Here is a 19,473-nt window from a genome sequence, read left to right on the forward strand (position 1 = left end):
CCTCAGTTGTAGCTGATGCGCGGATCGAGAACCGCGTAGAGGAGATCGACAACGAGGTTCACGAAGACGAATATGATGGCGAAGGTGAAAACGACCGCCTGCACCACGGGAAAGTCACGCGCGTAGATCGCCTGGATGGCGAGGCGCCCCACCCCGGGCCACGAAAACACCGTCTCGGTCACGACCACACCTCCCATCAGCAGGCCGACCTGGAGACCGATCACCGTCAGCACGGGAATGAAGCCGTTTCTGAGGGCGTGGATCCATAGCACCGTGCGCTCCCGGGCACCCTTGGCGCGCGCTGTGCGGATGTAATCCTGGCGCAGCACATCGAGCATGCAGGACCGTGTGACACGGGCGATCAGCGCGACGAGATTGAAGGCAAGGGTCGCTGCCGGCAGAATGAGATTGAGCCAGGATCCGCGGCCGCCGGACGGCAGCCACCGGAGCCACACGGCAAAGACGATGATCGAGATGATGCCGAGGTAGAAGCCCGGCAGCGCCTGCCCCATCAAGGTGATGCCGCGAATGGTGATGTCGGCCGGGGTATTGCGGCGATAGGCAGCGGCGACTCCCGCCGGCACGCCGATGAGGAGCGCCATGGCCATTGTCGCCGCCGCCAGCTCGGTGGTCGCGCCAAGACGTTCCCAGACAAGGCTCATCGCGGGCTGGTTGAAGCGCAACGAGGAGCCGAAATCGCCCATGAGGCCGTTGGCGAAGAATGTGACAAACTGTTCCCACAACGGCCTGTCGAGACCGTGGACAGACCGGAAGGCGGCCCGGGCCTCCTCAGTCGCATTGGTCGGCAACATGAGATCGGTCGGATCGCCACTCAGACGCGTGAGGAAAAAGCACACCAGCATGATGCCGATGAGCACCGGAATCGTGAGGATGAGTCGCTGCACGATGTAACGGCCCATACAATAGTTCCCCTGCCACCGCCGCACCCAATGGGAGATCGACGGATCGCATTCTGCGACCGCTTTGATTTGAAGTTGAGCTGATCTTATCGGCCGCGCTTAAATTCACAAGCTTCAATTTCATTATAAACGATATTTTGGCAGAAAAATTCACAAACTTAAAAGCCCGCGCCCGTCTGAGAGAGGCCCGTCCGATTGGCGCTTCGTCGCGAGCAAGCGGTCAGGCTCCAAACAGGCCTCCGGAGAGTTCGCGGAAAAAGAGCCGATCAGGACGGATATTCGGCACGGATATTCGAGCTTGAAACCGGGCATGGAAACCGGCCTTGAAACTCTGCATTCGCTTTGAGGCTTGCGGAACACATAGAGAACAGCTATCGTCGTTCATGATTTGTTTCCTAGTTCAGGCGCACAGTATCGAATCGGTGCAATTGCTCCTCAAAACTGATCGATCCGGATGGCGTTGGAAGCTGGCAAAACGGAAGGCGGGGTGGTCACGACATGCTGACACGCAAGCAAAACGAGCTTCTTCGCTTTATCCATGAGCGGCTTCGGGAAACGAGCGTGCCCCCATCTTTCGATGAGATGAAGGAGGCGCTCGATCTGAAATCGAAATCGGGCATTCACCGCCTCATCATTGCTCTTGAGGAACGCGGTTTTATTCGCCGGCTTCCTAACCGGGCGCGCGCTCTCGAAGTCATCAAGCTACCAGATAATGCCATGGCAGCCGCCCCGCGGGGAAAATTCAGCCCCAGCGTGGTGGAGGGCGGCCTCGGTCGCGTGCGCAATCTTCCGCCTGCCACGGAGACCGATGCACCAAAGACGATTTCGGTGCCCGTTATGGGACGCATCGCGGCGGGCACGCCCATCTCAGCGATCCAGTCCCGTAGCAATACTTTGGCCATTCCAGTCGAAATGCTCAGCGCGGGTGAACATTTCGCCCTTGAGGTGCGTGGCGATTCCATGATCGAGGCGGGCATTCTCGATGGTGATACCGTCGTTATCCGGCGCCAGGACATGGCCGATACGGGGGATATTATCGTTGCCCTGATCGATGACGAGGAGGCCACCCTGAAGCGGCTGCGCCGGCGTGGCTCGTCGATTGCGCTCGAGGCTGCCAATCCCGCCTATGAAACACGTGTCCTCGGGCCTGACAGGGTGCGCATCCAGGGCAAGCTCGTCAGTCTTCTACGTCGCTATTGAGCGGCTCCCTCTCCTCTCCCTCGGGGAGGCCGTCCGGCATGGCGTCGATGGGATCGAGGCTTTGACGTCTTGAGGCGGGTGCCTTGACGGTTGACGTCTTCTCGTCTGAGGGCCTGGCCGATGGTTGCGGCGGTTTCACGCCGGTGATCCATGGTCGCGATGCCGTCGATAGCGCCTGGGTCCGGTTGAAAGCTGCATCACGGGGATCCAGCGTCAGCATGATGGCGCCACTTCTGTCGAGAACGCGCCGATCGATGATTGTGCCGGCTTCGCAGGTTCGCGTTGCCGGCAATGGGCTGACGATGACAGCGGCACGTTTACAGTCTTCGGGAAAAGCGCGCTTGTCACGAACAAAGGCGATCACCTGACCGCTCTTCAAGCGTGCTGTACAGCCGAGCGGGTCGCAGAGCGTTCCGTGGCGCAAGGAGGGATCCTCGATCGCGCGTCCATCGCCATCGGCCCGCAACCATTGTTCCAGCACAAAGCCCGACGGTTTGCCGAGGATGACGAGCCGGCCGTCGGAGACGCGCAGGGCGAGGCCGCTCGCACCGCGATCGATGTAAATGTCAGGACGCGACGTGCCATGGGCCATCACGAGCCCAATCACCGCGGGAAGAAGGGCGAGCCAGCGCAAGGCCGTCGTCCATAGCGTGACCCAGAGGATGGCGATGACCATCACGCCGAGCGCTCCGACATCGAAGGCAGGCACAATGACACGCGAGCGTTCGAGCTCGGCGACCGCGCGGGCGGAGGCCAGCACCGGCACCGTGGCCTGGCCGATCAGCCACCAGACCGGCCGATCGAGCTCAAAGAACGACGCAAAGACGCCCAGCACCGAGAGCGGCATCACCGCGAGCTCGATCAGCGGCAAGGCCATGGCATTGCCGAGCAGGCCGAACGGGTTGAGGGTCTGGAAATGATAGGCGCTGAACGGGGCCGTGGCGATGGTCGCAACCGTCGTGGTCGTCGTCAGAAGAAACGCCCATCGCCCCGCGGCCCGCATCCAGCCGTAGGCGTCTGATGAGGGCGCGCCACCGGCGAGAAGCCCCGAGGGCCTCACAGTGAAGGCGATCATCCCGGCGACCGCTGCGAAGGACATCTGGAAACTCGGGCCCAACAGGGCTTCCGGGCGCAGGGCGAGGCAGATGAGCGCCGACAGGGCGAGATTGCGCATGGAGAGGGCTGGCCGGTCGATCAGGATCGCGCCCATCATGACGATGGTCATCACAAGGGAGCGCTGGGTGGCCACCTCGGCGCCGGAGAACAGACAGTAGGCCGTGGCACCGAGCATCCCGATGACGGCGGCCATCTTCTTCACCGGCCAGGCAAGCGCGATCGCCGGCCAAAGCGACAGAAGCGCTCGCGCCGCCCAGAACAGACTGCCGGCCGCGAGTGCCATATGGAGGCCGGAGATCGACACGATATGATAGATGCCGGCCGCGCGCAGGGCATCGTTGACCTCCTCCGTGATCAATCCGCGCTTGCCCGTGACAAGCGCTGCCGCCAGCGCCCCCTCCTGCCCTCCGGAGGCTTTGGCGATACGCTCCGTCAGGGTATTGCGGGCGACGTCATTCGCAATGGTCAACGCGGTCCAGATGTCCGGCGCCTCGGGCGGCGCCCGGACCGTCACCTTTCCGACGAGCGAGCCCACCGCCCCAAGTTCGGCGAAGAAGGCATCCCTGGCGAAGTCATAGCCGCCAGGGCGCGCGGCTGTCGGTGGCGGCAGAAGGCGGGCTGTCGCCTCGATGAAGTCACCCGCCTTTACGCTCGCACCCGGACGAAGGGAGACGCGCACCTGCGCGGGGCGATCATTCGCCGTGAGCGATCCAAGGCTTGCGACCCTGACGACGATGCGGGGGCCCGCCGGGCGCTCCTCTACGCTGAGAACAAGCCCGCCAAGCTTGGCGATCATCGGCCGGACGAGCACCGGCGCGGCCACGCTGCGCGTTCGCCATGTCGCCGCCGCAAACCCCGCCATGACGGCCGCAACGGCGATGGCCACACCGGCGAGGCGGCGATGGCGGCCCGTGACCGCAGCAACGAGAGCCGCGACACCCGTTCCAATCGCCGACGGCCACAGGGAAGGCTCCGCGTCGGCGAGAAAGTAGAGAATGATGCCGCAACCAAACGCGACGGGCAGCCACAGGAAGGCGCGCCGCCGCTCGGCCTCCAGAACAAGGAGATCCCGAGCGCCACCACGCGCCCCGCCGGTGACGAGACTATGCCATCCCGGCAGCAGGCCCCAGGCGGCAAGGCGTGATGGTCTGCCGTCATCGACGACGGTAATCGCGCGGCTCTTCTGGCGGGCCATGCGGGCGGAATACCCTGAATGACGGACCGGGTCGCGGCCAGGTTGCAATGGAGTGGTTCTGAAACGCGAAACGCAAAGAACGAACAATCACGTGATCGGCAGGCGAAAGCGCGCCGGGCTTGAAAGCGCCGGACCATGAAACATATTCCCGGAGACGCCGCACCAAATCGACCGCGACCAGCTGAGCCAAAAAGCAAACCGGTGAACGACGGCCTTTCGTGGCGGAAAGAGCTTCTTACCCCGGGCTGAGCATCATGCTAAACGACGCCCGACCGTGGACGGAAGCGACCTTGAACCGTCACGGCCATCGCTTTGGCACAAGAGAGCACATATCTGAGATGACCGGAACCGTCGTTACGCGTTTCGCGCCTTCGCCAACGGGCTTCCTTCATATTGGGGGCGCCCGCACGGCCCTGTTCAACTGGCTCTATGCCCGCCGGAATGGCGGCAAGATGCTGCTGAGAATCGAGGATACCGATCGCGAACGCTCCACGGAAGCGGCCATCGCCGCCATCCTCGACGGCCTGAGTTGGCTTGGGCTCGACTGGGATGGTGATGCCATTCACCAGTTCTCCCGCGCGGCGCGGCATCGCGAGGTCGCCGAGGAGCTGCTCGCGCGCGGACGCGCCTATTATTGCTATGCGACGCCTCAAGAGCTCGAAGCCATGCGCGAGGAGGCACGGCGTGAAGGGCGGCCGTTGCGTTATGACGGGCGTTGGCGTGATCGCCCGTCCTCGGAGGCGCCGGCCGGCGTGAAGCCGGTCATCCGTCTGCGCGCACCGACCGAAGGCGAGACGGTGATCGAGGATCAGGTGCAGGGTCGCGTCACGTGGCAGAACAAGGATCTGGACGATCTCGTTCTGCTGCGCTCCGACGGCACGCCGACCTACATGCTCGCGGTCATCGTGGATGATCATGACATGGGCGTCACCCACATTATCCGCGGTGACGACCATCTCACCAACGCCGCGCGGCAGAAGCAGATTTATGAGGCGCTCGGCTGGGACGTGCCCATCATGGCGCATATCCCCCTGATTCATGGTCCGGACGGCGCCAAGCTCTCGAAGCGTCACGGTGCTCTCGGCATCGACGCCTATCGCTCGATGGGCTATCTCCCGACGGCGTTGCGCAACTATCTTGTGCGCCTCGGCTGGAGCCATGGCGATCAGGAGATCTTTTCGACCGAGGAGATGATCGCGGCCTTTGATCTCGGCTCCATCGGGCGCTCTCCGGCCCGCTTCGACTTTGCGAAGCTGGAGAATCTCAACGGCCATTACATGCGCAGTGCCGACGACGAGATGCTGGTCCGGGCGCTGGAAGATATTCTGCCTGAACTCGGTCCGGCGCGTGGCCTCGGGCCAACCTTGCCGCCCAGTCTGCGTGAAAAGCTGCTCGCCGCGATGCCCGGCCTCAAGGAGCGTGCCAAGACTCTGGTCGAACTTCTTGACAGCGCTTCATTCCTCTACGCATCACGCCCCCTGGCCTGCGATGACAAGGCGACAGCCCTTCTCAACGCGGACGGCCGGGATCGGCTTGCTCTGGTGCTCCCTGCCCTTGAAGGGATCAATGACTGGAGCAACGAGACGACCGAGGCCGCAGTGAGAGCTACCGCGACCGAAGCCGGGTTGAAACTTGGCCAGCTAGCGCAACCGTTGCGTGCAGCCCTCACCGGCCGCGGCACCTCTCCCGGCCTGTTCGATGTCATGACAGTACTCGGACGTGATGAAAGTTTAGGCCGTATCCGCGATCAGCTGCCCTGAGCCATTCCGGCCGCTTGAACGATGGTCGTGGATGGGCTAGAGCATGTTCGGGGCGGGCTGGGATCTCGATGGATACTGGCATCAAGCCATTGATTCCGCGCGATTTCTTATCGCGCAGAGTCAATTGCAGATCCAAAATGGGCCGGCGACTCACCAAGGTGAGGCATGAACGGCTCGACTTTCATTGCCGTTGAGCTTTTTTGATTTTCATGGGCAAGGGCATGAGATTGAACGTGATCGTCGCATGACACGACCTTTCCTGCGCTAACTTTTTGGAATCAAACCCATTCCTGAGTTTGGGCAATTTCCTCAAGCTCATGCATGCGGTCTGGCTGTGACGGCTTCGCTGCGTTTGAGCAGAAGGATATATCCATGAGCGACAAGGCAATCACCTTGACTGTTGACGGAAAGGGCATCGACCTTCCGGTGAAGGATGGTACGATAGGCCCGAGCGTCGCCGATATCGGTGCCTTGTACAAGCATAGCGGGATGTTCACCTACGATCCGGGCTTCTCGTCTACGGCGAGTTGCGAATCCGCCATCACCTATATCGATGGCGACGAGGGGATTCTCCTCTACCGTGGCTTCCCGATCGAGCAGCTCGCCGAGCACGGCGACTTCCTGGAGACCTGTTATCTCCTGCTCTATGGGGAACTGCCGACGGCGAGCCAAAAGGCGGAATTCGACTATGTGGTGACCCGCCACACCATGGTTCACGATCAGATGAACCGCTTCTTCCAGGGCTTTCGCCGCGATGCGCATCCGATGGCCGTGATGGTGGCGTCTGTCGGTGCTCTTTCGGCCTTCTACCACGACTCGACCGATATCTCCGATCCGCAGCAGCGCATGATCGCGTCCATGCGGATGATCGCCAAGATGCCGACACTGGCCGCCATGGCCTATAAATACTCGGTCGGTCAGCCGTTCGTGTACCCGAAGAACGATCTCGATTACACGTCCAACTTCCTGCGCATGTGCTTCGGCGTGCCTTGCGAGGAATATGTGGTCAATCCGGTCCTGGCGCGCGCGCTTGACCGCATCTTCATCCTGCATGCCGACCATGAGCAGAACGCCTCGACTTCGACCGTTCGCCTCGCCGGCTCGTCGGGGGCCAATCCCTTCGCCTGCATCGCCGCCGGCATCGCTTGCCTGTGGGGGCCCGCCCATGGCGGCGCGAACGAAGCCGCCCTCAAGATGCTGGCCGAGATCGGCACGCCCGATCGCATCCCGCAGTTCATCGCCAAGGCCAAGGACAAGAACGATCCGTTCCGTCTCATGGGCTTCGGCCACCGCGTCTACAAGAACTACGATCCGCGCGCCAAGATCATGCAGCGCACGACGCACGAGGTGCTCAACGAGCTCGGGATCAAGGACGATCCGCTGCTCGACGTCGCGCTCGAACTGGAGCGCATCGCGCTGCATGACGAATACTTCATCGAGAAGAAGCTCTATCCCAACATCGATTTCTACTCGGGCATCACGCTGAAGGCGCTCGGCTTCCCGGTGTCGATGTTCACGGTGCTCTTCGCGCTGGCCCGCACCGTTGGCTGGATCGCCCAGTGGAAGGAAATGATCGAGGATCCGTCCCAGAAGATCGGCCGTCCGCGCCAGCTCTATATCGGCGCGCCCCAGCGCGACTACATGCCGATGGCGCAGCGTTCCTGAGTTTGGAACGCATTGACGACATGAAAAAGGGGCATTCAGGCCCCTTTTTTGTTGCTCGGCTCAGACACCGATCAAACTGGCAGTCGGCGCACGCGCAACTCATCGGTGATGACTTCGGCAGCCCTGTCGCTCGGTCGAGACGCGCCGATGCTCATGGCTGCTTCCACGCGATCGAACGCAGCGAGCTGGGCCGCGCGTTCCGGAGACGCCGACATCAGAGGCAGAAGCGCCCCCGCGAGGTTATCGACAGTGCAGTTCCATTGCAGGAATTCGGGCACGGCGGGCTCATCGAGAATGATATTGGGCAGGCTTGCGTGCTCGACGATGATGAAATGGCGCACTTGCACCTCAAGCCGCGAGACCTTGTAGGCTACAACTGTCGGGATACGTGCCAGGGCGAGTTCGAGCGTGACTGTTCCGGATGCGGCAAGTGCGGCAGTCGCGGAGCGGAACGCCGCATATTTGGCTTCCTCGCCACTGACGACCGTGGGTCTGATAGGCCAGGACGCGAGCCCCTGCTCGATCAGCGGCGCGACATGAGGCACCGCCGGCAGCACCCACTGCACATGGCCGCTGAGCCTCGCCGAAACGGCAGCCACCGTTTCGCCCAGGACGGGCATCAGGCGCGTAACCTCGGAGCGTCGGCTGCCCGGCAGAACGAGCACGGTCGGCGGCCGATCATTATAGGGCGGCTCGCTCCGCTCACCAGGCCCCGGACGCAGCGCGTCGAGACGCTCGATCAAGGGATGGCCGACGTAGGTGCAGGGCGGACCGCCGAGGCGGGCATGCGCGGCCGGCTCGAAAGGCAGCAGCGCCAGTACATGATCGACATAGGAGCGCATCTTGCGCGCCCTCCCGGGCCGCCACGCCCAGACGGTGGGACTGACATAATCCACCACCGGCAGATCGGGCAGGGCCGCCTTGACTCGCCGCGCGACACGGTGCGTGAAATCCGGGCTGTCAATGATGACGACCATATCAGGCCGTTGAGCGATAATGGCGTCCGCGGTCGTCTTGATGCGGTTGATCAAGGTCGGCAGCCGGGCAATGACCGCGGCGAAGCCCATGACCGCTATATCCGACATGGGGAAGAGGCTCTTCAGTCCCTCAGCCTCCATGGCCCGCCCACCGACACCTGTGAACGTGACGCCATCGGGCGCAAGACGCCGGCTGAGCGCCTGCATCAGCCTGGCCCCCAGCTGATCTCCGGATTCCTCTCCAGCGACCACGAATATCCGCGCGGGCATGCCTTCTCCTCGATCGTCGCACGCGTGCTTTTGCCGCCGACCACCGCCCTTGCGCGGCGGATGCTCACTTGGAATCGAGCGCGCCGGTCTATCTATTTGAACGGGCGCCGGATTTGTCCGAAATCCGCATCCGCTTATCGGCTCGATACTCTAGGCGGCTCCGTGCGGGAATCGACCCCGAGCAGGAACAGTCCGCGCCGATCCGCTTCCTGGACCGTGCGTTCAATCTCGACGATCAACGTCGTTTTCGCCCCAACCGCAATGCCTTGAAGGCCGGCTGCAGCCGCTCTTACCACGGTACGCGGACCGATGGTGGGAAGATCGACGCGAAGATCCTGGTCGCGCTTCGCTGTCTTCACCAATACCCCGCCATGGGTGGCGCGCAAGCGGGCTCCTCTGCGCAGCTTTTGCACACGCCGCAGCATGGCATCGGTGCCCTCAGGGCCTTCGATGGCGGCGACCCAATGCGCACAGATGACCGAGGCTTGGCCGACGTCGAAGGGAGAGAGGGAATCGAGCACGGCGAGGCCACGCGCAATGCTGGACCAGCTGTCGGAATCCGGCGCGACAGCGCCGAGTTGGCCTTGCGGAGCGAGCAGCTCCGGCGCGAGCTGATCAATGCCCGCAACTGCAAAGCCCTCTTCCTCGATGAGGCGCACGACGCCGCCCAAGAGACCATCGTCGCCAGACCCGAGGATGGCAGCAATTTCCTCACGATTGCGATAGGCGGACAGCGCACCCATGAAAGCAATCGGCTTCGGCCGCGTGACGGTGCCGATCAGGACAACTTCCGCCGGCTTCCAGGCCTTGAGTGCCGCAAGCGTCCGCTTGTAGTCGATGAGGTCAACAATCAGGTCGGCGCGCCGGGCAAGTGCCCGCTCCGCGAAGCCACGAAAAGCCAAGATCCTGACCGCCCTGCCCCGGCGTTCGAGGGCAGCCGCTAGCAAATCCGGTAACGCACCACCCCCGGCGAGAAGAACCACCGGTGCTCCGGCATCGTCGGCCTTGAGATCGGTCGGCGCCGGAGTTTCGCTCACGCCTCTCGCGGCGTGCATATAGCCCGCTTCCCGCCGACGCGGATGAAGTCCAGCACCTCCTGGACGACCGCGAGCTTGTCGAACTCCGCGGCGACATCCTCGACACGCTCCATCAGCGTGCCCTCCGCCGCGAAGAGAAGACGATAGGCGCGCCGGAGGCTATGAATATCCTCCCGCGAGAAGCCGCGACGCTGCAGTCCTACAATATTGAGGCCTGCGAGGTGAGCACGGTTGCCGAGCGCCATCCCATAAGGGATCACGTCATTCTCCACGCCGGACAGGCCGCCGACGAAGGCATGGGAGCCAACACGGGCAAACTGGATGATCGCCGCGCCACCGCCGACGATCACATAATCCCCGAGCGTCACATGCCCGGCGAGCATCACGTTGTTGGAGAGAACGACATGATCACCGACATGGCAGTCATGGCCGATATGAGAATTGGCGAGCAGCGCACAGTGGTTGCCGACGACGGTCTCGAGCCCGCCGCCCTCCGTGCCCGGATTGATGGTGACGCCCTCGCGGATCAGGCAGTCGCTGCCGATGGTCAGGCTCGACGCCTCGCCGCGAAATTTCAGATCCTGCGGCTGGTGGCCGATGGACGCGAACGGGAAGATGCGGGTTCTGGGACCAATCGTCGTGCGTCCGGCAACAACCGCATGGCTGACAAGCTCGCAGCCATCGCCAAGCACGGCCTCTGGACCCACCATGCAGAACGGACCAATCCGCACGCCCTCGCCAAGAGACGCGCCGCTCTCCACAATGGCGGTTGGATGAATATCGCCCATCACGTCACTCAACGACCAGCATGGCGCTGACTTCCGCCTCGCAGACGAGGACGCCGTCGACCTTCGCCTCGCCGCGGAACCACCACATGTTGCGGCGATTGTTGATTTTCTTCATGTGATACTCAACCGTGTCGCCCGGGCCGACAGGCCTACGGAACTTGGCCTTGTCGATGGTCATGAAGTAGACTTCCTTCGGCCGCGACTTCTGGGCAAGCTTGGACGCCACGCACAGGGCGCCGGCGGTCTGAGCCATTCCTTCGATCATGAAGACGCCGGGAAACATTGGCCGCGTGGGAAAATGCCCCGCGAACTGCGGCTCGTTATACGTGACGTTCTTGATGCCGATGCATGACTCATCACCCTTCATCTCGATGATCTTATCAACGAGAAGAAAGGGATAGCGATGCGGCAGATAGCTCAGAATCTGCAGGATATCCGCGGTTTCGAGCTTGTCCGGCCCATCGTTCATGAAAATCTTCTCCTCATCGGCGCCGGCAATTCAGACGCCATCGCCACCCCTGTCGCGCGGATCGCGATTGGACGCAAGCTTTTCGACGGACTTGATCTCCCGGAACCAGTCCCTCAACGGCTTGGCAGGAGTACCGCCCCAGCGAGATCCCGGCGGGACATCGCTTGCCACGTTGCTGGAGGCCGCGATCTGGGCGCCTGTGCCGATCGTGACATGGCCTATGACGCCAACTTGCCCCCCGAGCGCCACGAAGTCCTCGATCGTCGTGCTGCCGGAAATGCCGACCTGCGAGACGATGACGCAATGACGTCCGATAACCACGTTGTGGCCTATCTGGACGAGGTTGTCGATCTTGGTCCCCTCACCGATCACCGTGTCACGGCTGGCGCCACGGTCGATGGTGGTATTGGCGCCGATCTCGACATCATCCTGGATGATGACGCGCCCGATCTGGGGCACCTTCAGATGTCCCCTCGCCCCCATGGCGAAGCCGAACCCATCCTGCCCGATACGCACACCGCCGTGCAGGATCACCCGGTTGCCAATGAGCGCGTTGAGCACAGAGACGTTGGCGCCAATGCTCACATCGCGCCCGATCCGGCATTGCGGGCCGATCACGGCGTTGGCGCCGATGACACTGCCACTGCCGATCTCGACGTCCGGCCCGATAACCGCGCCCGGATCGACGATCACTCCCGGCTCCAGATGCGCGCCGGGATGCACGAAAGCCCCCGGTGAGATCCCCACCGCTGCGAAGGTCGACTGGGGACGCACGGCCGAGGGATAGAGGTTGGCCATCACCTGCGCGAAAACACGATAGGGATCCGGCGTCACGAGGGCGACGGTCGTCGCGGGAACCTTCGCGGCAAAACGCTTCGAGACGAAGCACGCAGCCGCATGGGTGGCCGTCAGCGCGTCGACATAGCGTGGATTGTCCATATAGGCGACGTCAGTCGGACCGGCCCATTCAAGCGACGCAGCGCCTGATATCCGCAAATCCGTTTCTATGCCTTCCGGCAGCGTGACGCCGACAGATGCAGCGAGTTCAGCCAAGGTCGGCTGCGCGATACGCGGAAAGAACACCGGATCTGTCATGAAACAGCGATATCTCGAATCGCGAAGGCGGCCTCATTTCTGAAGCCGCCTGTCGCCCTGTCCACAGGTTTAGAAGCTCGTGCCGCCGGAGAAGCGGAACTGCTGGGTCTGGTCGCCAGTCGCCTTCGACAGCACCCAGGCATAGTCGAAGCGCAGCGGGCCGAGTGGCGACTGCCACAGCAAGCTGGCGCCGACCGACGAGCGGATCGTCTTCTTGTCGAGCACGTTCACGCAAGTCGGCTGCGCTGTGTAGCTCGTGTAGGGCGTGCCTGGCGCGGGGCAATATTCCGGAACGCCATAGGGAGCGAAGTTGGTCGCGCCATCATAGCCGAACAGGGTACCCGCATCCGCGAAGACGGCGCCGCGCAGGCCGAGATCACGCGGCAAGCCCCAGATCGGGAACTGCACTTCGAGCGACCCACCGAAATAGGTCGTGCCGCCCAGCGCGTTGGCCGACGAGTCACCATTCATGTCACGCGGGCCGATACCGGAGGGCGCAAAACCACGAACCAGCGACGGGCCGAGGAAGAAGTTGTCGACGATGCGCAGGTCCTTGTCGCCAAACGCACGGACGTGACCACCCTGCACGCGGACCAAGCCGACGACGTCGTCGAACAGCTCGCGATAGTAACGCGCTTCCGCGGTGGCACGGATGAACTTGGAGTCGCCACCGAGACCCGCGACGTCAGGTTTGAACTCGACGTAGAGACCCGAGTGCGGGTTCCGGATATTGTCGAGCGTGTTGTAGGTGAAAGTCGCGCCAACCAGCGAGGTGATCGTCTTGCCGGCAGCTTCCTTGATCGCGACCGACGCCTCACCGTTGTAGATACAATCCGGATAAGGGCCGGTGAAGCCGTAGATCGGATACCAGCAGTCGTTGAACGGATCATCGTAGCTGTTCGGAACCTTGAGGTTCGACTGATACAGCGAGTAACGGAGCGTAACGGTCGTATCCTCGGTGATCGGCAGACCCAAACGAAGCTGACCGCCCGTCACGCGATTGGTGTAGCGCGAGTAGTTGGTGTTGTCCGTATATTTCGAGAACAGGTCGAAGCCGGCGGCCATACGCTGGCCGAGGAAGTAAGGCTCGGTGAACGAGAAGTCGACACCTTGCGCGCGTTGGCCCCAGGAGCCCGCGAGACGGACATACTGGCCGCGACCCAGGAAGTTCGATTCCGATACCGCGACTTCACCGATCAGACCGTCCGAGGTCGAGTAGCCACCCGACACGGAGAACTGGCCGGTCGCCTGATCCTCGACATCCACATTCACGATGACACGGTCAGGGCTTGAGCCCGGCTCGTTGGTGATGCGGACCGACTTGAAGTAGCCGAGATTGTTGAGACGGCGCAGAGCGCGATCAATCAACACCTTGTTGAAGGCGTCACCCTCGCCGATATCGAACTCGCGGCGCACAACGTAGTCGCGGGTACGCGAGTTGCCGCGGATATTGATCCGCTCGATATAAACGCGCGGGCCTTCCTCGACGACATAGTCGATGCCGATGGTATGCGAGTCGGGATCACGCACGCCCGCAGGACGGACCTGCGTAAAGGCATAGCCGCGACGGCCGAGCTCGGTCGTCAGCCGGTCGAGGGACTTTTCAACCGCCTCGGCGTTGTAGGTATCGCCCGCCGAAGTGGTGACGATGCCCTGCAGCTGCTCGGAGGACACGTCCGGAATCTGGGATTCGACACGAACGCCGCTGACCTTGTAGGGCTGGCCCTCTTCCACGGTGATGGTGACGATATAGCCACCCTTCGCCTCATCGAACTGGACGTCGGTCGAGACAATGCGGAAGTCGGCATAGCCGTTTTTGAGGTAGTAACGGCGGATCAGCTCCTCGTCCGAGGCGATCCTGTCGGGATCATAAACGTCGGAGGTCTTGAGAAACGACAGGAAGTTCATCTCCGTCGTCGTCATCAGGTTCCGCAGTCGCGATCCCGAATAGGCGTTATTGCCGACGAAGTTGATTTCCTTGACGCCCGTCTTGTCACCCTCGTCGATCGTGAAGACGACGTCAATGCGGCCATTGGGAAGATCGACCGTCCGCGCGGTGACCGAGGCAAGGCCGCGGCCGGACTGCTTGTAGATCTCGCGGATCCGGGCGATGTCAGCATCGACGGTCGCCTGGCTATAGGGCTGGCGCGCCTTCGTCTGCACCTCGGAGCCGAGGATATCCTTGTTGAGCTTCCTGTTGCCCTCGAACGCGACCCGATTGATGAGGTCGTTTTCGGAAACGGTCACGACGACGTCACTACCGCGACGCGAGACGCTCACGTTGGTGAACATCCCGGTCGCCATCAACTCGCGACGGATTTCAGCCGGCGAATTGGACGGGCTCGTGATGTAAGACCGAACTGTGTCAGCCTCGACCCTGCGATTGCCCTGAACGACAATCGCTTGAGCCAAAGCGCCTCCGGCAAAGACTGCCGTCAACGGAAGTGCCACCAGTCCAGAACGAAGCCCTTTTACCAAGTGCCGGCCTCTTTTGGTCGTCAGCGTCATCAGATGCCGCCTCATTGTTCTTTTCTCTGCCGGAAAACCGGCCATATCAATCCCATAGGCGAATAACGCTTCTACAGAGTTTACTCGTCCATGCAAACGTACAAACACCGTTAACAAACTTTTCCCCGGGGACCGTGACCTCAGGGTCACGTGCCCCTTTGACTGAGCGCGAGCCCAAGATGCGTAAGGTCATTCCACGTTACAAACAACATTAGCATGACAACGATGGCGAGACCGATCCTGAAACCTATCTCCTGCGCCGCCTCGCTCAAGGGCCGGCCGCGCAAGGCCTCGATGGCGTAGAAAAGTAAATGGCCACCATCCAGCATCGGGATGGGGACAAGATTGATGAGGCCGATCGAGACGGAAAGAATCGCGGCGAGATTGATGAGCGAGAAGATCCCGCCCATCGACGCGACCTTGCCGGAGACTTCCGCGATGCGGATAGGTCCCGACAGCTGATCAGTCGACTCGCGACCCGTGACGAGCTTGGCGACATAGTCATAGGTACGCGTGACGATGAACCAGGTCTCGCTGACACCGACGCCGACAGCCTCAATCAGGCCAAAGCGCTGGACGTGCCAGTTGGCAGGATCGTTCGACGCGGCCTGCAGCCCCAGCATGCCAAGACGCTGCTTGCCAAACGGCGTGGTGATCTCCCGGAGATCCGGGGTCGCCGTCAACCGTGTCTGACTGCCCGCCCGATCAACGAGGAAAGTGAGCTCCTCCTCCGCGCGGCCGCTGACAATCCGTTGCATGTCGTTGAACGACGTGATGGGCCGCCCATCAATGGAGAGAACGATGTCGCCGGCCTGAAAACCTGCGCGGGCGGCCGCGCTGTTCTCCTGAACAGCGGCCACCTTCGGCACAAGGACCTGACGACCGTTGAAATAGGCCGCGCCGCCGAAAATGGCGATCGCCAACAGGAAATTGGCGATCGGGCCAGCCGCGACGATGGCCGCCCTGCGGCCCACGGACTTATGGAAAAAACTGACCCGCCGCTCTTCCGGCGTCAGATTGTCGAGAACGTCCCTATCCGGCATGCTGGCCGCATTGGCGTCGCCCGCGAATTTCACATAGCCGCCCAAGGGAATGGCGGACAATTTCCAGCGCGTTCCGCGCCTGTCGGTCCAGCCGATCAGTTCCTTGCCAAAACCGATCGAGAAAGCCTGCACGCCGACACCGCACCAGCGCCCGACCAGGAAATGTCCCAGCTCATGGATGAACACCACGATAGTGAGAACGAACAGGAACGGCACGACATAGCCCACCAAAGATGTGGCCGTCGCGCCCATGGCGCCTAGAAATTCCATGAAGCAAGGTCTCTGATCATCAGGATGTCCACCAATGCGACATAGCCGCCATCCATAGTCTTGTCGGGCTCGCAGTCAAGCGCTAACGCCATCTACATCATAAAAACATCTGTAATATCAGTCTGTTCATGAATATTACTTATATTTGAACTTAGCGCGTTTGGACAGCGCCAAGCGTTTTGAACCGGCATCCCCGCACAGACATGCGGGGGCAAACATGGCAAGATCGAGACAGACTTCGTATTCAGCCGGCCGCACCTGAACGATCACGGCGTCCAATGAGATAGCACATAGCCGCTGGTCCTGTCCCGCCAACATAACCGCGCAATAATTGCATGCACGAGATTTACACACGCTTTACGCGCGCGGCCTCAGCTCCAGAATGAGCGGACCACCAGGCTGCAGCCCAAAAAAACAGATACCGCCCAGAACGAGTCAAGGCGATCCATGAGACCGCCGTGGCCTGGAATGATGTGGCCGGAATCCTTGACGCCCAGATAGCGCTTCAAGATTGATTCACCGAGATCTCCCGCCTGGGAAAGAATGGCGGCGACGGCCGAGAGGGCTATCATGATCGCGGCGGGCATAGGCGCGGGTCCGCCGGTTAGGGGCGTCGTGAGCACCATCCAACCGATGATCGTGCCCGCGGCAACACCTCCGATAAAGCCGGACCAGGTTTTCTTGGGGCTCACTCTGGGCCAGAGCTTGGGACCGCCGATCAGCCTGCCGCAGGCATAGGCAAGGATATCGGTGCCCCAGACCACACCGAACATCCAAAACAGCGTCAACAAGCCGAAGGACGTATCCCTTGCGGCGACGGGCACAAGAGCGATAACGGCGGCATAGGCGAGCCCGCTTGCCCGCAGACCTCGCTTCGCATCATGTCGATCCATGGCAATGAGAGCGGCGATCGCGCCGGCGACAATCAGGAGCGCGGGTCCAATTCCGTACCAATGCAGCACGGGCGCCGATGCGGCTATCAATATGCCGAATACCGTACGCGATGTCCGTCTGGTCTCCGCGCTTTCCTCGGTGAGGGCGAGCCATTCGTAGGCCACCCCTCCGCCGGCGATTGCCCAGATGAGCACAAAGGGTAACCCGCCCCAGAGGGTCGCCGCGAGCACCACTGAAGCAAGAACGAATCCGGATGCGATCCTGAGCGTCAGCTCGGATGTGGCTCTCGCCGGATGTCCTCGTTCGAAGGGCGCGGTTCCGTTGCTTTTTGTCATCCCGCGGCGCTGCTCAGTCCGCCGAAGCGGCGCTCGCGCCGTTGGTATTCCGACAGGGCTTCCTCGAAGGCGCCCCGGTCGAAGTCCGGCCATAACACCGGCGTGAAGACGAGCTCCGCATAGGCGGCCTGCCAGAGCAGAAAATTCGACAGGCGTTGCTCGCCGGAGGTGCGGATGACGAGATCGGGATCAGGAATATCCGCGGTATTCAGCGTCTCCGCGAAACGCTCCACGGAGATGTCGTCGGTCGCCAGGCGGCCAGCCGCGACATCCGCCGCAAGCCGGCGCGCGGCTTGGGTTATTTCCTGGCGCGCGCCGTAGTTGAACGCGACAACCAGCGTCAACGCGGTGTTGTTCCGCGTGAGATTCTCCGCCTCGGTCAGAAGTCCAACGAGATCGGGGGCGAGTCCCTCGTCTGTCCCGATAATGCGGACACGGACATTGTTGCGATGGAGATCGGCGAGGTCGCGTCTCACGAAATGACGCAACAACCCCATCAGGTCCGCGATCTCAGCCGCAGGACGGCTCCAGTTCTCAGAGGAAAAGCCATAGACCGTCAGATACGAAATGCCGAGATCGCCGGCGATGCGCACGGCGTTGCGGAGCGCCTCCATGCCTCGGCGATGCCCCTCGAAGCGCGGCAATCCCCTGCGCGCGGCCCAGCGGCCATTGCCGTCCATGATGATGGCCACATGACGCGGTATGGCAGTTAGGGGAGTCTTGGGAGCCCCTGCTCCTCCAGGCTCATGGGCTGGCTTCTCAGACGATGCGCTCATGCCATCCTCCGACGCTGCGCGGAGGGCGCACCGCATGGATTCGCCTGAAATCCCTTGTACATGCTCACGCCCACCGTCCGGCACTCCCCCTGTCGCCGCCGCACGCCACGCGTGCATCCGAAATTCGTATCATTCCGGAGTGAGCTTCAAAACCCATTTTGGCGCGCCTCCTGGCGCGAGCCGATGGCTGATCCGAACACAGCTCGATCATGAGGCCGATGATAAAAACTTCATAGACCTCATACCAGTCGGTGGAGAAACTAGACCCGAGTTCCCACTATATGGAAGCGGGCCTTCTCCAGGCACGGCTAGAATGGCGGCAAGGCACGGTTCGACAAGCGCGCCCAGAGAATCGCTGCTTAGATGACCGATCAGACCTGTTAGATGACCGATCAGACCTGGAGGATTTCCTTTTCCTTGGCGACGAGAAGCTGGTCGATCTCGGAGATCGTCTGGTCGGTCGCCTTCTGGACCTGATCAGCCTGCCGCGTCTGGTCGTCCTCGCTCATGTTGCCGTCCTTGACGAGCTTCTTCAACACGTCGAGCCCGTCACGCCGAACGTGGCGCGCCGCAACACGCGCTTCCTCGGCATATTTATGGGCGACCTTGACCATCTCCTTGCGGCGCTGCTCATTCATCTCGGGAATGCGCAGACGGATCACCTGGCCCTCTGTCTGCGGATTGAGGCCGAGGTCAGATTCACGAATGGCCTTCTCGACGGCGGAGACCATGCTGCGGTCCCAGACCTGCACGCTGATCAGACGCGGCTCAGGCACACTGACCGTCGCGACCTGAGAGATCGGCATGACGGCGCCATAAGCGTCGATCTGCAGGGGATCAAGAAGCGTCGGGGAGGCACGGCCGGTCCTGAGGCTTCCCAGGTCGTGACGAAAGGCCTGTACGGCACCCTGCATGCGCCGCTTGACGTCTGAAAGGTCGAAAGACGTGGCAGTCATCTCAGATTTGCCCTCTTGTTCGATGTTTGCGCGACCTTGAGCGCCTGTGGCCCCCGTGGTCAAGCACAACGCGAGCCTCCGCCGAACAGCGACGGATTGTGACCCAGACCCTCGGGAAGGAACCTCCCCAAGGCAACAAGTTGCGGACTTAGAGCATGATGGACGGGAGTGGAAGACCGTTTTGCGGCCAAACGCCATC

General features: G+C 62.0%; 15 protein-coding genes. 3 read left to right on the forward strand and 12 right to left on the reverse strand.

Going from position 1 to position 19,473, the window contains the following annotated elements; genetic code table 11:
- Nucleotides 1-2 precede the first annotated feature (2 nt).
- Entirely contained in the window at nucleotides 3-920 is a 918-nt protein-coding gene (locus KIO74_RS05340; protein WP_213331039.1) for an ABC transporter permease, read from the reverse strand.
- Nucleotides 921-1,418: 498 nt separating this feature from the next.
- Here KIO74_RS05340 and lexA point away from each other — a divergent pair, with 498 nt between their 5' ends.
- On the forward strand, nucleotides 1,419-2,120 hold the full coding sequence (gene lexA, locus KIO74_RS05345; RefSeq protein ID WP_213331040.1) for a transcriptional repressor LexA: 702 nt from the start codon (nucleotides 1,419-1,421) through the stop codon (nucleotides 2,118-2,120).
- Here lexA and KIO74_RS05350 read toward each other — a convergent pair.
- Nucleotides 2,098-4,431 (reverse strand): ComEC/Rec2 family competence protein, encoded by a 2,334-nt coding sequence (locus KIO74_RS05350; protein WP_213331041.1) that lies wholly within the window; start codon nucleotides 4,429-4,431, stop codon nucleotides 2,098-2,100. The genes lexA and KIO74_RS05350 overlap by 23 nt on opposite strands.
- Before the next feature lie 338 nt (nucleotides 4,432-4,769).
- Here KIO74_RS05350 and gltX point away from each other — a divergent pair, with 338 nt between their 5' ends.
- Together gltX and gltA are read left to right on the forward strand one after the other, a co-directional pair.
- Nucleotides 4,770-6,191, forward strand: coding sequence for a glutamate--tRNA ligase (gene gltX / locus KIO74_RS05355; RefSeq protein ID WP_213331042.1), 1,422 nt, complete (start codon nucleotides 4,770-4,772; stop codon nucleotides 6,189-6,191).
- Nucleotides 6,192-6,563: 372 nt separating this feature from the next.
- Nucleotides 6,564-7,856, forward strand: a complete 1,293-nt coding sequence (gene gltA / locus KIO74_RS05360; RefSeq protein WP_213331043.1) for a citrate synthase — start codon at nucleotides 6,564-6,566, stop codon at nucleotides 7,854-7,856.
- A 71-nt stretch (nucleotides 7,857-7,927) separates the two neighbouring features.
- Here gltA and lpxB read toward each other — a convergent pair whose 3' ends face one another.
- From lpxB to frr, 10 genes are all read right to left on the reverse strand, one after another.
- Complete coding sequence (gene lpxB / locus KIO74_RS05365; protein ID WP_213331044.1) at nucleotides 7,928-9,103, reverse strand: lipid-A-disaccharide synthase; 1,176 nt, start codon at nucleotides 9,101-9,103, stop codon at nucleotides 7,928-7,930.
- A gap of 134 nt (nucleotides 9,104-9,237) precedes the next feature.
- A complete protein-coding gene (locus KIO74_RS05370; RefSeq protein ID WP_213331045.1) occupies nucleotides 9,238-10,158 on the reverse strand; it encodes an LpxI family protein in 921 nt (306 codons plus the stop codon).
- On the reverse strand, nucleotides 10,137-10,928 hold the full coding sequence (gene lpxA, locus KIO74_RS05375; protein WP_213331046.1) for an acyl-ACP--UDP-N-acetylglucosamine O-acyltransferase: 792 nt from the start codon (nucleotides 10,926-10,928) through the stop codon (nucleotides 10,137-10,139). Before lpxA ends, KIO74_RS05370 begins: the two co-directional genes overlap by 22 nt.
- A gap of 4 nt (nucleotides 10,929-10,932) precedes the next feature.
- The gene (gene fabZ, locus KIO74_RS05380) at nucleotides 10,933-11,397 is read right to left on the reverse strand and encodes a 3-hydroxyacyl-ACP dehydratase FabZ (RefSeq protein ID WP_213331047.1); all 465 of its coding nucleotides are present in this window, start codon (nucleotides 11,395-11,397) and stop codon (nucleotides 10,933-10,935) included.
- 30 nt (nucleotides 11,398-11,427) lie between these two features.
- The gene (lpxD, locus tag KIO74_RS05385) at nucleotides 11,428-12,492 is read right to left on the reverse strand and encodes a UDP-3-O-(3-hydroxymyristoyl)glucosamine N-acyltransferase (RefSeq protein WP_213331048.1); all 1,065 of its coding nucleotides are present in this window, start codon (nucleotides 12,490-12,492) and stop codon (nucleotides 11,428-11,430) included.
- A 69-nt stretch (nucleotides 12,493-12,561) separates the two neighbouring features.
- Nucleotides 12,562-15,003 (reverse strand): outer membrane protein assembly factor BamA, encoded by a 2,442-nt coding sequence (gene bamA, locus KIO74_RS05390; protein ID WP_502762101.1) that lies wholly within the window; start codon nucleotides 15,001-15,003, stop codon nucleotides 12,562-12,564.
- A 143-nt stretch (nucleotides 15,004-15,146) separates the two neighbouring features.
- Complete coding sequence (rseP, locus tag KIO74_RS05395; protein ID WP_213331050.1) at nucleotides 15,147-16,313, reverse strand: RIP metalloprotease RseP; 1,167 nt, start codon at nucleotides 16,311-16,313, stop codon at nucleotides 15,147-15,149.
- Nucleotides 16,314-16,684: 371 nt separating this feature from the next.
- Nucleotides 16,685-17,542, reverse strand: coding sequence for a phosphatidate cytidylyltransferase (locus KIO74_RS05400; protein ID WP_213331051.1), 858 nt, complete (start codon nucleotides 17,540-17,542; stop codon nucleotides 16,685-16,687).
- Nucleotides 17,539-18,318, reverse strand: coding sequence for an isoprenyl transferase (locus tag KIO74_RS05405; protein WP_213331052.1), 780 nt, complete (start codon nucleotides 18,316-18,318; stop codon nucleotides 17,539-17,541). Before KIO74_RS05405 ends, KIO74_RS05400 begins: the two co-directional genes overlap by 4 nt.
- Before the next feature lie 392 nt (nucleotides 18,319-18,710).
- Nucleotides 18,711-19,274, reverse strand: coding sequence for a ribosome recycling factor (gene frr / locus KIO74_RS05410; RefSeq protein ID WP_213331053.1), 564 nt, complete (start codon nucleotides 19,272-19,274; stop codon nucleotides 18,711-18,713).
- Nucleotides 19,275-19,473: the final 199 nt, after the last annotated feature.

The organism is Chelatococcus sp. HY11, assembly GCF_018398335.1.
GTDB lineage: Bacteria > Pseudomonadota > Alphaproteobacteria > Rhizobiales > Beijerinckiaceae > Chelatococcus.

Excerpts from the sequence above, each read along its gene's own strand:
- fabZ (WP_213331047.1), bottom strand. The coding sequence starts at position 11,397 with ATGAACGATGGGCCGGACAAGCTCGAAACCGCGGATATCCTGCAGATT.
- KIO74_RS05370 (WP_213331045.1), bottom strand. The coding sequence starts at position 10,158 with ATGCACGCCGCGAGAGGCGTGAGCGAAACTCCGGCGCCGACCGATCTC.
- rseP (WP_213331050.1), bottom strand. The coding sequence starts at position 16,313 with ATGGAATTTCTAGGCGCCATGGGCGCGACGGCCACATCTTTGGTGGGC.
- gltX (WP_213331042.1), top strand. The coding sequence starts at position 4,770 with ATGACCGGAACCGTCGTTACGCGTTTCGCGCCTTCGCCAACGGGCTTC.
- lexA (WP_213331040.1), top strand. The coding sequence starts at position 1,419 with ATGCTGACACGCAAGCAAAACGAGCTTCTTCGCTTTATCCATGAGCGG.
- KIO74_RS05340 (WP_213331039.1), bottom strand. The coding sequence starts at position 920 with ATGGGCCGTTACATCGTGCAGCGACTCATCCTCACGATTCCGGTGCTC.
- frr (WP_213331053.1), bottom strand. The coding sequence starts at position 19,274 with ATGACTGCCACGTCTTTCGACCTTTCAGACGTCAAGCGGCGCATGCAG.
- KIO74_RS05400 (WP_213331051.1), bottom strand. The coding sequence starts at position 17,542 with ATGACAAAAAGCAACGGAACCGCGCCCTTCGAACGAGGACATCCGGCG.
- KIO74_RS05405 (WP_213331052.1), bottom strand. The coding sequence starts at position 18,318 with ATGAGCGCATCGTCTGAGAAGCCAGCCCATGAGCCTGGAGGAGCAGGG.
- lpxD (WP_213331048.1), bottom strand. The coding sequence starts at position 12,492 with ATGACAGATCCGGTGTTCTTTCCGCGTATCGCGCAGCCGACCTTGGCT.
- lpxA (WP_213331046.1), bottom strand. The coding sequence starts at position 10,928 with ATGGGCGATATTCATCCAACCGCCATTGTGGAGAGCGGCGCGTCTCTT.
- lpxB (WP_213331044.1), bottom strand. The coding sequence starts at position 9,103 with ATGCCCGCGCGGATATTCGTGGTCGCTGGAGAGGAATCCGGAGATCAG.
- KIO74_RS05350 (WP_213331041.1), bottom strand. The coding sequence starts at position 4,431 with ATGGCCCGCCAGAAGAGCCGCGCGATTACCGTCGTCGATGACGGCAGA.
- gltA (WP_213331043.1), top strand. The coding sequence starts at position 6,564 with ATGAGCGACAAGGCAATCACCTTGACTGTTGACGGAAAGGGCATCGAC.